This is a genomic window from Micromonospora humidisoli (genome assembly GCF_016900955.1).
GTDB lineage: Bacteria > Actinomycetota > Actinomycetes > Mycobacteriales > Micromonosporaceae > Micromonospora > Micromonospora wenchangensis.
The window spans coordinates 146,419-162,379 of sequence record NZ_JAFEUO010000001.1 but is presented as its reverse complement, the minus strand read 5'-3'; the positions used below and the strand labels follow the sequence as shown (position 1 = coordinate 162,379).

Below are 15,961 nucleotides of genomic sequence, written 5' to 3'. Positions count from 1 at the left end.
CCGAGGGGGGATGAGCAGACGACAACGTAGCGACGAAGATCAGCGCGTGCTGCCCCGTCCCCATCGTCCGTTCAGCCATTTCCCAGGAACGACAGGTCAACCGGTGGTGGTGGGCAGAGGCACCCCCGCCGACCTGGACACCGAGGGTGACCCGACCGGCACGGATGCGGTGGGCACCGGAGCGCCCGGTACGGTGGCCGTCGGCGTCACCTCCGGCCCGGTGGCCGTCGGCTCCGGACCGGGCCCGGTCGGCGTCGGCGACCCGCCGGACCCGGGCGGCAGCGGGACGGCGGCCGGCGGATGCGGCCGGAACGGCGCCTGCTGCGGGCAGTACGGGTAGGCGCGCTGCACCGGGTTGACGTCCGGCAGGGCGGGATCGTCGCAGGCCGGCCAGCCCAGCCGGATCGGGGTGCCGTTCTGGTCGAAGAGCCTGGCGTTCTCCACCAACCGCCCCTCGCTGTCGTAGACGTAGACGTCCTGCACCTCGTTGTAGGGGTTGTCCACCGAGGTCGACTCGTAGCCGTAGTCGTAGCCGGAGCGGGCGTGGTCGTCCACGTCCGCCACCGCGGCGACCGCGAACAGCGCCAGCACCGCCGAACTGGCGTGCAACGCCCAGCGCCGCCAGGACCGCAGCTCGTGGGTGCGTCGCCCCAACCAGACGGAGCCGTACAGCAGGCCGACGAACATCAGCAGGCCGACGAACCCGTGGCCGTCGAGCCGGGGCAGCAGGCCGAGCGGGCCGTCGGTGCTGATCGCGGTGAGCAGCATCGCGGCCAGGTAGGCGCGGGCCACCCACCACGCCGGGCGCAGCAGCCGCAGGAACTCCCCCGCCGTGTCGTGACCGAACACGGGGCCGAACCGGCTGTCGAGCCGGTCGATCCGGGCCCGGGCCCGCCCCAGCACGGTGGCGATCCGCCGTTCCAGCGCCCGCCGGCCGGCCGCCGGGTCACCCGCTCCGGCGGCGGCGCGCAGCTCCGCCGCGTACGCCTCGGGGGTGCCGAGCCGGTCGACCAGCGAACCGTCGGCCTCGGCGGCGACCTCGGCGAGGTGTTCCGGAAGGTCCTCGGTCAGCTCGTCGCGGGCCTGCGGTGGCAGGTCGGCAAGCGCCGCCCGCACCCGCTCGACGTAGTCCGTGATTTCCTGCCCAGTGACGGTCATGCCGCCATCCCCCGATCGTCGAGCAGTTGGTCCATCGTCGTGGCGAACGCGCGCCAGGTCTTGCCGGAGCGGGTGAGCTGGTCACGGCCGGCGGCGTTGAGCGCGTAGTACTTGCGGTGCGGGCCGGCCTCGCTCGGCACGACATAGGTGGTGAGCAGGCCGGCGGCGAAGAGCCGGCGCAGGGTGCCGTAGACCGAGGCGTCGCCCACCTCCTCCAGCCCGGCCTCGCGCAGCCGGCGCAGGATGTCGTAGCCGTAGCCGTCGGAATCCCGCAGCACGGCGAGCACGGCCAGGTCGAGCACACCCTTGAGCAGTTGTGTGGTGTCCACGCATCACACACTACTGCGCAGTGCGAAGTACTGTCAACAGCGCAGCAAGCGCGCCCCTCCCCAGCGGAAAGATCTCCTGCCAAGGCCCGTTCACCGCGCGATGTACGACTGACAGGGCTGCGGAGACGACATTCGTCCCCGCAGCCCTGCCCGGTCCAGCTACCTCAGGCGAGCAACCGCCGGCATCGGCCGAGCTGTGACGTCGACTCGCCCCACACCTGGACGAACGGACTCAGGGCCCCGCCCAGTTCCGACCAGGTGCCGCAGACGAACGCCATCACCGACGGACTCTGGAACCAGTAGCAGTGCGCACCGCCGGCGATCGGCACCGGCTGAAGGTCCTCATCAGCCGCCTCGGACAGCCGCGACACGGCCCGCGCCAGGCCCGACCGGTCGAGATGGAAGCGATCCTCCACCGGCAGACGGCCGGCGGCGTCGAACATCGCGTCGCACTCGATGAACGTATCCAGATCCGGGAACTCCACTACTCCCGCACCATCGATGCCGATCTCCACCTGACCGTCGGCCTTGACCGAACCGCCGGCAGGGCTTCCCGTTTCCAGCGCATAGAGGATCTCCAGTTCATCCTCCGCATCCTCGGGCTCACAGACCGGCGAGAACTGCACCGGCCCCTGAAAGAAGCCGCTGTCGTAGGTCAGCCCGCCGTAGCGGGACTGCACACCCTCCAACAGGCGCACGAAGTCCTCGTGCGGTCGGCCGTAGACCCGCTCGATCTCCTGGCTGAGCCGATCACCCACCAGGCCCCGGTCGAACGGGACCCGGTGCGCAGAGCTGCGCAGGAACTCCACCGCACGCTCGGACAGCCGACCGGGCGCTTCGAGGATGAACGCGTGCGAATCACCAGTCATGACGCACCTCTGTGGGCTATATCGAGCGCACTCATCAGTGGCCCGCAGGACACACAGGGATCCAGCCGCTTGCCGTGGAACTTGGTCCCGATGCGCTTGGAGTGGATTCCGACAGTAGTCACCGATTCTGGCACGGCACCGAGGTTCATCAACTTCGTGGCCCCACTGACCTCGCTACAGCCGCCATGGCGATGCCCACATGCGGTGAGCGCCGACATCATCCGTCCCGGTATCGGGCCTGGCGTTCCGGACGTCGTGTGGACCACGACCAGCAGCCCGGACGGCCGCACGCCGACACTCTCGCTGACAGTGCCAGGACGCTTGTTCCGGACGTTCTCGTCCTTGATCTTGTCGGCCATCGCCTTGAGTCGATCTTCCGCACCATCGTCAACCCCGCAACTGTCGTTGTGGACCAGGACCGGGGTGCCGCCGGCCACCACGTGGTACGTGTGGATGCCCTCGACGGTCAGGTTGTGGACCCGACGTTCCTGGGTGAACGCGCGTACCGCCTCGATCTGGACGTATGTCCCCGCCGAGGTGCGCAGCCACTGACCCGGTTCCAGCTCGGTGGCCGGCACCCACTTCTTGAGGTCGGCGACCCAGAAGGGGTGCCCGTCGGTGGCGATCACCGAGCCGGACTCGTCGCCCTGCGTACCGTCGGTGTCGACGGTCACCTCGACCAGGTTCTTGTGGCCCTCGCCGACGATCAGGCCGACCACCTTGCGGGACTCGGTCTGGCCGGTCTCCGGGTCGGTGGCGAGCACCTCGTCGCCGAGGGCGATGTCCTCGATCGCCCGGGTCGAGCCGTCGGCCAGCACCACCCGGGTGTCCGGGGTGAAGCTGTTGCCGATCTTGCAGGAACTTCCGGCCGACTCGGCGACGTCGTCGCCCTGCTTGGCCGCCGTGGCCGCTGCGTCGTCGGCCTGTTTCGCCGCCGCCGCTGCCGCCTCGTCCGCCTGTCTCGCCGCCAGCGCGGCGGCCTCGTCGGCCTGGGCCAGCACCCGCTGCGCCCACTTCATCTCGTCGAACCAGGACAGGACGGCCTTGCCGGCGCGCACCGCGGCCTCGCCGATCTTCTTGGCCTTGAATATCTTGCCCCAGGGAAGGGCACCTACCACCGCCATCGCGCAGGCGCCGATGTCGCCCTTCATCACGCAGTCGCGGATGTCGTTGATCCCCAGCACCTCCAGCAGGATCTGCCCACCGGCCTGGATGACGATGTCGAGGATCTTCTTCTCCTTGACCGACTTCGCCTTGTTGACCTCGTCCTGGCTCGGGCCACTCGGGGTCTTGGTGCCACCGGCCGGCGGGGTGGTGCCTGTCGACTTCGGCGGTGGGCCGGTGCCGGCGACGCCGCCGCCGTTGCCACTACAGTCGTCGTCGGCGCAGAACCGCAGGCCCGAGGCGTCCGAGAAGCTGACCGGCGAGTTGTTGGCGTAGGCGTACCCCTGCATCTGCTGGGGGTCGGTGAAGTCGACGATCGGGTCGACCGAGACGAACCGGCCGGTGCCCGGTTCGTACTCCCGGGCCCCGAGGTGGGTCAGCCCGGTGGACGAGTCGATGGTGCCGCCGACGAAGCCCTTTTGCCCTGGCCACACCGAAGGCTGGGTACCGCGGGCCTGGCCGTACGGGGTGAACTTGCGCCGGGTCGAGGCGAGGGTGCTCGCGTCGATGGTTTCCTGGGCCGTGCCGTGGTGGTCACCGATCAGGAAGTTCACCTTGTTGGACGGGGTCCGGACCGCGCCGACCCCCTGGTAGTACCGGGTGCCGGTGACCGAGGTGGTCGCCTTGGTCAGGGTCAGCTCGGTGCCGCCCAGATAGAGGGTGACCGTGGTCGGGTCCCGCCGGATCATCCGGTTGCCGTCGGCGTCGTAGAGGAACTCGGTGACCTTGGTGCCCTCGGTCACCTTCGCCAGGTGCCCCTCGTTGTCCCAGTCCAGGGTCTGTGCGGTTCCACCGATCTTCCGGCTGATCATGTTGCCGGCGTTGTCGTACAGGTACTCGTCGAGACGCTGGCCGCCGGGCAGGCCGGGGGTGGGCGAGCCGACGGTGTTCACCGTCCGCAGGGTGTGCGGCTGTGGCGTGCCCGCCGTCGGGTACGCGTAGGTGGCGGTGACGTCGTTGGCCGGGTTGCCCGAGGTGTCGTGCTGGACCTCGGTCTTCCGGTTGCTGGTGCCGTCGTGGAACGTGTACGAGTGCCAGTACGGGTCGGGTCCGCCGACGGTCGCCGCCGACGGGGTCTTCGCCGCGCAGTCGTCGTTGGCGGTCCATGCCTGCGTCATCCGGCGTAGGTGGTCGTAGCCGAAGCACTGGGTGTCGGTGGTCGTGCCCTGCTCGACGCCCTTGATCTTGGTGACGTTACCGATGGCGTCGTAGTCGTAGCTGATGTCGTCCAGCCGGGTCGGCGCGATGGCCCGGTCGACGATGGTCTGTGCCAGCCGGCGGGTGCCGTCCTGGTACTTGAAGGTCTGGTAGACCTCCTTGCCGACCGCCCCCATGGTGAGCCGCAGTGGCTCGCCGTACTCCGAGTAGGTGGTGGTTTGGAGGTATTTGCTCAGGCCGGTGACGCTGACCGGCATGTCCAGGCCGTTGTACCCGTAGCTGACCCGCTCCTCGGGCAGCCCGCCGGCGAGCGGGTAGGTGGTGGACTTCGGTAGGCCGGTGATGTCGGTGTAGCTCTGCGCGAAGCTGTAACTGCCGGCCAGGGCCCCCTCGCTGGTGGGGATGGTGTACTTCGTCCCGGTCGGTTGGTTGCGGACGTTGTAGCCGGTCACCTCGCTGACGTAGGCGTTGCTGCCGACCCAGCGGGTCGACGACGTCGGCTGCCCGATCTTCAGGGTGTCGTACGTCCACTGTGCGGCCAGGGTTCCGGTGGACGTGCCGTGCCGCAGCTCGGTCGGGCGACCCAGGTCGTCGTAGCCGTAGGTGAGGGTCTTCTGTCGGGCGTCGGTGGTGGAGACCAGCCGGTCGCCGTCGTCGAAGGTGCTGGTCGTGGTGCCCTTGTCGGGGTCGTCTGCGCTGGTCTGCCGGCCCCGCAGGTCGTAGCCGTACGTCCACTTGTTGCCGGTCGGGTCCTTGACCTCCTTGAGCCGGCCGAAGCGATCGTAGGAGTAGGTGGTCGCCTCGTATGCGCCGGTGGGCGTCTCCGCCTGGTACTGGCGCAGTTCGGCGAGGCGTCCCGTCCCGTTGGTGATCTTGGTGGTGGCGGTGCCGCCCTGTGGTGGGTCCACGTCGATCCGGTCACCCCGGTAAGTGGTGACCGTCCGCCACTTCTCGACGCCGAAGCTCTCGAAGATCTCGTTGGTCGGCCGGCCCATCCCGTCGAAGCGGTAGACCATCTGGCTCGGCACCAGGTTGTCGCCGACGTCGTCGAGCAGGGTCGCCGACGGTGCGGAGGAGTTGTAGTACGCCGCCCGCTTCTTCCAGGCCAGTCCCCGGGTGTCGTAGAAGACGTCGGTCAGCACCCGACCGCCACCGTTGGCCGGCTGCTGGGTCTGTCGCAGCCGCAGCATGCCGTCGTAGATCTCGTACCCGGTCCGGTACGAGCCGTCTTCCTTCAGCGTCTCGGTGGTCACCACCACCGGAGTGGACTGGGTCACCTGGTAGGTGAACCGGCTGTTCGGAGTGTCCGGGTAGGTGGCCTTGTCCCGGCCGGGCAGCCAGACCTTGGTGAGCCGGCCCAGCGGGTCGTAGCTCAGGTCGGTCCGTGCGCCGTTCGGGTCCACCTCCGCGACCGGGACCCCCCACGCCGGCTCAAGGTACTGAGTGGTCTTGTGCAGCTTCGGATTGATGGTGTCGACCTGGGTGACCAGGGCGTCCGCCGCCGGCAGGAAGGTGGTCTTCGTCGTCTTCCCGTAGACGTCGGTCGACTCGATGACCCGGCCGTAGTCGTCGTAGACCGACCGGCCGGTGACCGCGTAGCGCGGTCCCCCCGCCGGCCACTCCATCAACTCCTCGACCTGGGTGACGTTGCCCTCGGTCGGCGCCGCGCCGAGGGTGGTGGAGTCGTCGTAGTACATCCGGGTCTCGGAGATCACGTCGGCCGGGCGGGACGCAGGGGTGGCGCAGGAGACCGCCACCTTCTCCACCCGCTTGACCTTCGTCATCAGCCACTTGGTGGTGTTGCGGGTGTACTCGTGCCGGGTACAGCTGTCGTCGTCGGCGCGGGCCAGATCGCCCAGATCGCTGGTCTGGGTCGGGATGCCGTAGGCATCGAAGCTGTGCTGCACCTCGGTGCGCCGCCAGGTGCCGTCCGCCACCCGGGTCCGCGACTTCACGCTCGTCGTCTGGGTGACGTACGACTTCAACGCGCTGGTGCCGGGGCGGAGCCGGGTGGCGGTGGCGGCGCTGCGCCACGGGGTGTTCAGGGTGGCCGACTCGATCACCCCTCCGTCACCGGAGTAGTAGATCGATTCGCGGATCATGCCCTGGAACTCGGCCACGTCGGGCGTGGTTCCCTTCTCCGAGTCGGTGACCGAGGCGTCCCGGGTGCCGGTGGAGGTCTTGTCGCCGTCGAGGCCCTGGAAGTAGCGGGTCTCGGTCAGCGACAGGTTGTCCGGCGCCTTGCCCACCCGGGTCCGGACCCTGCCGTACCCGCGCCACTGGCTCCAGGTGCGGTGCGCGGCCTTGGTGAACTCACCGTCGTCGTAACCCCAGGCCGGGTCGAAGAACTCGTAGTTCGTCTCCTTCGGCACCTGGCCGCCCAGGCGGTCCTGCTCCACCACCTGGTTGACCACGTACTTGTGGAACCAGTCCAGCACCGGCTCGGTCTCACCCTCCGGCTGCCAGTAGGTCGGGTAGCAGCGCATGGTGTTGGTCTCGTTCGGCGCCGGCAGCACCACCGGGGTGAACCGGCTGCACTGCCGGGGCAGGTAGCCCACACCGATGGTCGAACCGGTCTCGGTGTCGATCCGGACCATCCGCTGCCGGGTGATCGCCGGAACGCCCTCCAAGCCGTCGACCCGGTTGGGCATCATCTGACCGGTGAACGTCACCGCCGGCATGCTCACGCTGCCCCCGACCTTGCCGGTCCGGGTGATCGAGGCGAGCCAGAGCGACGGGGTGGTGCCGTCCGCAGTCGTCGGGAACGCGTGGTTCAACGTCCACAGGTTGACGTCCCGGTACGCCGTCCCCGAGCGAACCTGGGTGGTGATCGAGGTCAGCCGCTTCCGGGTCCAGAACGTCGGCGAGAAGCGGTCGGTGCACGCCTCGTCCTTGACGCAGTTCTGGTCGACCGGGGTGTCCGGCCACCGGTTGGCGTTCGCCTTGGTGAACTTGCCCGACGCACAGTCGAAGTTGGCGTCCGGCAGGCAGCGCTCGTCGACCCCGAAGACCACCCGCGACGGGGCCGGCTTGGCGTACTCCTGGCCGTTACGCTGGCCGTACTCGATGCGGTTGAGGTAGCCGCCGCGCTCGTACTGCACCCCCGCGGTCTTGATGTTGCGGCCGTAGTAGTTGCTCTCCGGCGTGTAGTAGTACGCCATCGAGTTGCCGTTGGTGTCCACGACGTGGTCGAGATTCCATCGCCAGCCCTGCTGGCACCAGGCCGCGTCGAAGTTGGCGTTGTCGCAGGGCTCGTTCGGGTTGTTGCCGAAGACGGGAACCGTCCAGGTCGACTTCGTCTCCGGGCTGCCGTCGACGTAGTTGGGCAGCCGGTTGCGACCGAAGTAGTACTGGGTGCCGTCGGTGGTAGTGACGCGCCAGTACTCACCGTTGTTGTCGCCGTTGTTCGCACCGGTCAGCGCCTCGACCCGGGAACCGTCGTCCTCGGCGGTGCGCCAGCCGCCGGTGGTGTCGTCACGCACCAGCTCGGTGGTCCGGCCGTTGAGCGACAGGGTCACGTTGTTCGACGCCCAGCAGAGGTCACCGGTCTTGACCGTGTTGACCGCGTTGCCGCCCATGTCCTCGGCGCACGACTTGTAGCGGCGTTCGACGAAACCAGGCCAGTAGTCCCAGCCGTCACCGACCCAGGTGGGTTGGTTGTTGGTGGAGACCATCCGGCCGTCGACGCTGCTGGACGAGTACCCCAGGCCGATCGAGGGGCTCGGTCCGCCGAGCGACGACGGCAGTTCCATCGGGTACGACCAGGAGAAGTCACCGGCCGAACCGCCCGCCGACCAGGAGCCGCTGGGGCTCAGGCTGGTCGCCGAGTAGCTGCCGCCCGGCCCGGAGGCACCGGCCGCGGCGGCGAGCACCGTCGACGCCGCAGTTCGCTGGCCATCCGCCACACCAGCCAGGTCCACCTCGGCCACCAGGGTCGAAGTGGTGACGTCGTTACGGGTGGGCAGCACCGTGGTTCGGGCGCACTCGGCCCGTTCCGGAGTGGTCAGCGCACACGCCGGCAGCTGGACCAGGCGCAGCCGGGAGGCGTAGTCCGCGCCGTAAGCGGTGCGGAAGGCCCGGTAGTTCACCTCGACGGAGACCCGTCCGGCGGTGCCGTCCCCGCTGCCGACGCGGAACAACACCCCTCGTACTCCGGTCCGTTCGGTAGTCGCCCGGTCCTCGACCTGCACCCGTACCCTCGCCGGGATGTCCCTGCCCCGCGCCGTAGCACCGGCGGGCGGTCCGACCCGGATCGGGGCGCTCCCGGCGGCGGACCGGCCGGGGCCGGCCAGGTCGACGGTGCTGTCGGAGGCGGCCGGCCAGGTCGGCCGGGCCAGCGGCGGATCGAACTTCCTGACCCTGGGCGATGCCGCAGGCGTCGGTTGGCTGCGGCCGGGAACGGAGCGTTCCTTCTGCACCGCCGGCAGGTCCACCTCGACCGCCGCGCTGGCCTGCACCGGTGTGAGCGCGCTGGTCACCATGACCAGGCTCAGAATGCCGGCGACCCGTCTCAGGCCTCGGCGGACGGACAACCCGCGTCGTCTGGACGCGCGCAGCATGAATCGACCTGTGGCCATGATGGCCTCCCCCGTGCATGTGACGACCGACGATCGACGGCCGTGGTGTGACGGCTACCGTAGGCAACCGCGCCGCCATAGACAAGCAAGGATTTCTCACAGTCACCTCTTTGCCGGTGCTCGCCGCCATAAGTCCTCTTTGGGCTTCGTCGCGCCGGCCGTGAACTGCTTGTGCCCGGTGGATCGGCCTGGTTGACTCACGCCTCGCCGCCCGGGGCATCGACGACATCAACCGGGCCTACGGGGAGGTAACATGTCGTATCGACGAAGGCTGCCCAGATTCCTGGCCGCGCTCACCACCACCGCCACGGTCCTGACCGTGGGCGCTGTGGCACCGGCCTCGGCAGCACCCGCACCGAAACCCACCACCAGCGGCCGGTCCGCCAAGGCTCCAGCCGGTGATGCGGCGTGGTACACCACCGAGGCCGAGGCGATGGTCGCCGCCCGGCGCTCCGGCAAGCGCATCGAGGTCGACGCGCTGACCACCGAGACCCGGCAGATCTTCGCCAACCCGCACGGCACCTTCACCCTCGAACAGCGCGTCCGACCGGTCCGGGTGAAGCGGATCAACAGGTGGGTGCCGGTCGACCCGACGCTGCGCTTCGGTGCCGGTGGCCGGGTCACGCCGCGTGCCACCAAGGTCGGGTTGAGCTTCTCCGGCGGCGGGGACACCGTCCTGGCCAGGGTCGTCCGCGACGGCAGGGAACTGGAGTTCGGCTGGGACAAGCCGTTGCCCCGGCCCACCCTGGACGGGGACACCGCCACCTACCCGAACGTGCTGCCCGACGTCGACCTGGTGGTCAAGGCGGACGTGGAGGGCTTCTCCGAGGTCTTCGTTGTTCACACACCCGAGGCGGCGTCGAATCCCGCCCTCACGACCGCCGACTTCGCGCTCCGCACCAAGGGGCTCAACGTCACCACCGACGTGGCCGGCAACATCAAGGCACTCGACGCCGACGGCCGGATGGTGCTCACCGCGCCGACACCCCGGATGTGGGACAGCGGTGGCACGGCGGAACCAGGGCTGTCGGCCGGTGAACGGACGTTCCAGAGCAACCTGGGTGCCCGCCAGGCGGCGATGAAGCCGACCATCCGCAACGGGACGCTCTCGATCACCCCCGACCGGGCGATGCTCCGGGCGGCCGACACCCGCTACCCGGTCTACCTGGACCCGAGCCTGGTCAGCGGCAGCCGGTTGGCCTGGACCTCGGTCTGGAAGTCCTTCCCGAACTCGAAGTACTGGAACTCCAGCGACATCGCCCGGGTCGGCTACTCACAGACCGACAACCTGACCAACCGCTCGTTCTTCCGCATGGACACCAGCCGGGTCAAGGGCAAGAACATCATCCGGGCAACCTTCCAGGCGTACGAGACCCACTCGTGGTCCTGCAACGCACGGTCGGTGGAGTTGTGGCGCACCGGCGCGATCAGCTCGGCGACCACCTGGAACAGCCAGCCCAGTTGGATCGCCAAGCTCGACACCGTCAACGTGGCACGCGGTTACAGCTCCTCCTGCCCGGACGGCGGGGTCGACTTCGACGCCACCGCAGGGGTGCGGACGGCGGCGGCGGCCAAGGCCGGCGACGTCACACTGGGCCTGCGGGCCACCAGCGAGACCGACACCTTGGCCTGGAAGAAGTTCCGCAACAATCCGACGCTGAGCATCGAGTACAACTCGACGCCGTCGGTGCCGACCGCGCTCAGCACCAGCCCCGGCACCCCCTGCACCGGCGGCAAGCTCGGCAACACCGACGTCTACCTGCGGGCCACGCCGAGCGACGCCGACGGCGGCAACGTCGTCGGCGAGTTCAGCCTCTGGCCCACCGGCGGGGCCACCACCGTGCGCAACGTGACCGTCTCCAGCGGAGTCCAGGCGCGGACGCTGTTCCTCAAGAGCAGCCTGACCGACGGCGTGACCTACAACTGGAGGGTCCGCACCAAGGACAGCGACGGCGCGGCATCCGGCTACAGCGCCACCTGCTCGTTCACCGTCGACAAGACGCTGCCCACCGCGGACGTGGACGTCACCTCGACGCAGTATCCCGCCCAAGACCCGGCAGGCACCATCGTCAGCACGGTGCCCGCCGGCATTCCCGGCCAGTTCACCATCAACGCCAAGGGCAACACGGATGTCATCGGCTTCTACGTGGGCATCGACACCGACACGCCGAGCCGGTACGTCGCCGCGAACACGCCTGGCGGTACCGCGACCGTCACCATGACCCCGACCCGCAGCGGGCCGGGTTTCGTCGCCGTCAAGACCTGGGACGGGGTGAACCCGTCCGCGTCGGTCGACACCGACCACGCCTTCTTCGCCACCGCCCCGGCCGGTCCGCAGGCCGGCCGAAACGACCTCAACACCGACGGCCACGGCGACCTGATCGGCCGCAACGCCAACGGCGACCTCTGCCTCTACCTGGGCAACGGCGCGGGTGGCTTCATCGACGGCAGCGCCTGCTCGGTGAAGATCGACAGCAACCGCAGTGGTTGGCTGCACGTCGTCCGCCCCGGCGACTGGGACGGGGACGGGTGGACCGACCTGGTGGCCGTGGAGGCGGACGGCGACCTGGTCTACTTCACCGGCAACGGCTCGGGCGGCTTCCTCCCCGACGCCAACGACGTGATCATCGACTGGGACGCCGACGACAACCCGATCCGGACCACCGGCTGGAACCAGTACAACCTGGTCGTCGCCCCCGGAGACTGGGACGGCGACGGGTATCCCGACCTGATCGCCCGCAAGTCCACCGGGGAGATCGTCCTGCACCGGGGCAACGGCTTCGGCGGCTGGGCCGACGACGCCGCACCGGTCCGCCTGGGCTGGGGCATCTGGCAGGGCTTCGACAGCATCGTCGCCCCCGGCGACGTCGACGGTGACGGAAAGGCCGATCTCTTCGCCCGTAAGGCCAACGGCGAGCTGACCCTGTTCCGGGGCAACGGCAAGGCGGGATTCCGCAGCCCGGGTGGGGTCAGGTACGGCGTCTGGCAGACCGGGGTGAACGTCCGCGCAGCGAACGCCACCTGCGACGCCTCCCCCTCGGTCGCCAACTGTCCCACGGTCGTCGACACGCTCAATCCCGGTGACCTGATCCTGCCGATCTGCCAGAAGCGGGGCGAGTACGTCGGCGGCAACCCGTACTGGGTGTACGGGACCACGCCCCGCGGCAAGACCGGATGGGTGCACGGGTACAACATCGACTACACCGAGAACCAGTTGCCCGACGTGCCGAACTGCGCGCGACCGGCACAGACCACCTACACGGTGTGGACCGACGGCGTGATCGTCACCGCCACCAACGCCACCTGCGAGGGGGCACCGAGCACCACCAACTGCGCCACCGTGATCGATACGCTGTTCACCGGGTCGATGTTCACGCCGATCTGCCAGCGCACCGGGCAGACCGTCAGCGGCAACCCGTACTGGGTCTACGGAATCAGTTCCAACGGTCAGACGGGCTGGATGCCGGCCTGGTGGATGGACTATCCCGACAACCGGCTGCCCAACCTGGCGCTCTGCGCCAACTACAACGGTTCGTCCGTGGGGACCGGGTGGAGCACCTACAGCGCGGGTCTGTTCGCCGCCGGTGACTTCAACGACGACGGCCGCAACGACCTGATGGGCGTCAAGTCCACCGGGGACCTGCACGTCTACTACGGCACCGGCAACGGCACGAACCTGTTCAGCAACGGCAACGGCGGCACCAAGATCGGTACTGGCTGGAACGGCTTCAACAAGGTCTTCTGACCGACCGGCGAACCGGTGGGGCCGCTCGTCGAGTGGCCCCACCGGCGTCGTCAGACGGGTTGCTGGCTCCAGGCGATGCCGTCGAGGATGTCGTGTTCGGAGGCGACCACCGAGGACATCCCGGCCCGCTCCATGATCACCTTGAGCACCAGCGCGCCCGCCCCGATCACGTCCGCCCGACCCGGGTGCATCACCGGGATCGCCAGCCGCTGCGCGGCGGTCCGGCCCAGCAGGTCGGCGGTCACCCCGGCCACCCGCTCGTACGGCACCCGGGCGTGGTGGATGCGCTCGGGGTCGTACTCCTTCAGGTCCTGGGCGATGGCGACGACGGTGGTGACCGAACCGGCGAGCCCGACCAGCGTGGCGGCCTCCCGGCCGGGGACGGCGGCGAGCGCCCGGTCGACGGCGGCGGCGATGTCGGCCTGCGCGGCGGCGACCTCGTCGGCGGTCGGCGGGTCGCCGTGCAGATGCCGTTCGGTCATCCGGACGCAGCCGATGTCCACCGAGATGGCCGCCTGCACCCCACCGTCACGGGTGCCCACCACGAACTCGGTCGAGCCACCGCCGATGTCGACCACCAGGTACGGCGGCTCCGCGTCGGCGGGCAGCCCCCGCACCGCGCCGGTGAACGACAGCCGGGCCTCCTCGTCGCCGCTGACCACCTCGGGCGCGACCCCGAGGGTCCGCTCCACCATGGTCCGGAAATCGGCCGCGTTGCTGGCGTCCCGGGACGCCGAGGTGGCGCACATCCGCACCCGGTCGACGCCCAGCTTGTCGATCTCGGCGGCGTACCCGGCCAGCGCCACCCGGGTCCGTTCGATCGCCTCGGGGGCCAGCCGGCCGGTGCGGTCGACGCCCTGTCCGAGCCGGACGATCTCCATCCGACGGGCCAGGTCGACAAGCGGGGCCTGCGGCCCGGCCGACGGGTCGGGCAGGTCGGCGACCAGCAGACGGATGGAGTTGGTCCCGCAGTCGATGGCGGCCACACGCGTCGTCACGGCAGCAACCCTACGGCAGCCGCCCGCCGCCCACGGCGGCACCGACCGCGCCCACGCAACCCCCGACCACGCACGACGGCACCGACCACGCCCGCCCAGCCGCCGTGCGGCACCGCCCGGCGGTGGTCACCGACGCCGGGAGAGCCGTCGCAGCAGCAGCCACGGCGCCCAGGCCAGCACGGCGAGCAGCACCAGCAGCGCCACCAGCGGCGCGCGCCACCACGGGTCCACGGTCGCCGGTGGCGGGTCGGCGGGCGCGGAGACCCATGGGCGGGCGGTCTTCGACCAGGCCAGGAAGGCGTCGCCGATCGGGAGCAGGCCGAAGGCGTACCGGCGGGTGTGCGGGGTGTCCAGCGGGAAGCCGACCAGTTCGCCGTAGTTGGCCAGCGCCCCGGCCAGCGCGTCGTCGCCCTGCACCTGGGCCGCCCCGAGGGTCACCACGGTGGCCGAGAAGCTCACCCCGAGCGGCAGCGGCCCCGAGTCGACGTCACCCGGGCCGTCCAGGCCGCGCGGGTACTCCCGCACGGCCGGGCCGAGCCCCAGCGGGGACACCACGAACCCGGTGCGGAAGCGCAGGTACTGGTCGCGGGCGAAGGTCGGGTCGATCTCCGGCAGGAACCGCTGGATGACACTCTGCGAGGTGCCCCGGGCCACCTCGGCCGGCGCGCCGCTGCCCGGGTCGACCCGGTGCGGCAGCAGGCCGGTACGCGGGTCGAGCCGCTGGCGTACGCCGTCCAGCCAGCGTGCCGTGGTCCGGTCGAACCGGGGCGGCAGGAGGTGGTCGTGCAGCCGCAGCGAGGCCACCGCCACCGTCGAGTCGACCGGCCACGCCTGCCCCGGGTAGGCGGCGAGGTACGGCGTGGCCGAGGCGTCGAACGCGGCGGCCAGCGTCGCCGACGTCTCGGCGAACCGGCGTACCTCGGCCGGGTCCCGCCCCGACGTCGGTTGCAGGGCGAGCACCCCGCCGCGCAGCCAGTTCGTCCAACCGGCGTGGAAGACGCCGTACGCCGGGGTCAGGTCGGGGCTGAACGGGGCCGTGCCGGCCGGGGACTCCAGCCGGGCCAGCGCCCACCGGGCCTCCCGCAGCGCCTCGTCGCGCTCCTGCGGTGGTCGCCGCAGGCCGGTCTCCACCCGGGCCAGCCCGTACAGCGCGTGGGCGAAGAACCAGCCCTCCGGGAACATCGCCTGGGCGTCCTCGCCGGCACCGTCGTCCAGTTCGGCGCGCAGGTAGTCGAGTTGCCGGTCCACCCCGGGCGGCTGGCGGTCGACGCCACCGGTCGCCGGGGCGATCAGCCGGGCCACGCCCACCAGCGCGAACAGGGTCACCAGGGCGGCGGGCACCGCAACCAACCGACGCAGGATCGTCACCGGCCCAGGGTGCCGGGCCGGGTCAAGACCGGGCCGGGTCCCGGCGCGCCGCCGGGCAGCAGCACCGGGCCCGGTCCCGCCCGACGGTTAGAGGCGCAGCAGCATCCGGGTGTTGCCCAGGGTGTTCGGCTTGACCCGTTCCAGGTCGAGGAACTCGGCGACGCCCTCGTCGTAGGAGCGCAGCAGTTGCTCGTAGACGGGCTGCGGCACCGGGGCGCCGTCGATCTCGGTGAACCCGAACGCGCCGAAGAACGCCGTCTCGAAGGTGAGCACGAAGATCCGGGCGATGCCCAGTTCCCGGGCGGCGTCGATCAGCTCGGTGACGATCCGGTGGCCGAGCCGCCGCCCCCGGCAGGCCGGGTCGACGGCCACGGTGCGGATCTCGGCGAGGTCCTCCCACATCACGTGCAGCGCGCCGCAGCCGACCACCCGCCCGTCGGCGGTCACCGCGACCCGGAACTCCTGCACGTCCTCGTAGAGGGTGACGGTGGCCTTGCTGAGCAGCCGCCGGTCGTCGGTGTAGGTGTCGACCAGCCGGCGGATGCCGCGTACGTCGCCGGTGCGGGCCCGGCGTACCACGATCTCGTCGGTCATC

Annotated in this window: 8 protein-coding genes; 1 reads left to right on the top strand and 7 read right to left on the bottom strand. The window is 70.2% G+C overall.

The genetic code is table 11. The features are described 5' to 3' along the window. Positions 1 to 96: 96 nt before the first annotated feature. The 4 genes from JQN84_RS00690 to JQN84_RS32185 form a co-directional block, all read right to left on the bottom strand. On the bottom strand, positions 97 to 1,158 hold the full coding sequence (locus tag JQN84_RS00690; protein WP_204956479.1) for an HAAS signaling domain-containing protein: 1,062 nt from the start codon (positions 1,156 to 1,158) through the stop codon (positions 97 to 99). Further along, positions 1,155 to 1,487, bottom strand: a complete 333-nt coding sequence (locus tag JQN84_RS00685) for a PadR family transcriptional regulator (protein WP_088642881.1) — start codon at positions 1,485 to 1,487, stop codon at positions 1,155 to 1,157. The genes JQN84_RS00690 and JQN84_RS00685 overlap by 4 nt, the downstream gene beginning before the upstream one ends. 164 nt (positions 1,488 to 1,651) lie before the next feature. Then, positions 1,652 to 2,296, bottom strand: a complete 645-nt coding sequence (locus JQN84_RS00680; protein WP_204956478.1) for a hypothetical protein — start codon at positions 2,294 to 2,296, stop codon at positions 1,652 to 1,654. Positions 2,297 to 2,352: 56 nt separating this feature from the next. Further along, positions 2,353 to 9,156: a polymorphic toxin-type HINT domain-containing protein gene (locus tag JQN84_RS32185; RefSeq protein ID WP_204956477.1), complete on the bottom strand. Its 6,804-nt coding sequence runs from the start codon at positions 9,154 to 9,156 to the stop codon at positions 2,353 to 2,355. A 352-nt stretch (positions 9,157 to 9,508) separates the two neighbouring features. Between JQN84_RS32185 and JQN84_RS00670 the strand changes: the two genes are divergently transcribed. After that, on the top strand, positions 9,509 to 13,000 hold the full coding sequence (locus tag JQN84_RS00670; protein ID WP_204956476.1) for an FG-GAP-like repeat-containing protein: 3,492 nt from the start codon (positions 9,509 to 9,511) through the stop codon (positions 12,998 to 13,000). A gap of 50 nt (positions 13,001 to 13,050) precedes the next feature. Here the strand turns inward: JQN84_RS00670 and JQN84_RS00665 are convergent, their stop codons facing one another. From JQN84_RS00665 to JQN84_RS00655, 3 genes are all read right to left on the bottom strand, one after another. Then, a complete protein-coding gene (locus JQN84_RS00665; RefSeq protein WP_204957253.1) occupies positions 13,051 to 13,986 on the bottom strand; it encodes a Ppx/GppA phosphatase family protein in 936 nt (311 codons plus the stop codon). 138 nt (positions 13,987 to 14,124) lie between these two features. Beyond that, complete coding sequence (locus JQN84_RS00660) at positions 14,125 to 15,366, bottom strand: hypothetical protein (protein WP_204956475.1); 1,242 nt, start codon at positions 15,364 to 15,366, stop codon at positions 14,125 to 14,127. Positions 15,367 to 15,453: 87 nt separating this feature from the next. Next, positions 15,454 to 15,960, bottom strand: a complete 507-nt coding sequence (locus tag JQN84_RS00655) for an amino-acid N-acetyltransferase (protein WP_204956474.1) — start codon at positions 15,958 to 15,960, stop codon at positions 15,454 to 15,456. Position 15,961: the final 1 nt, after the last annotated feature.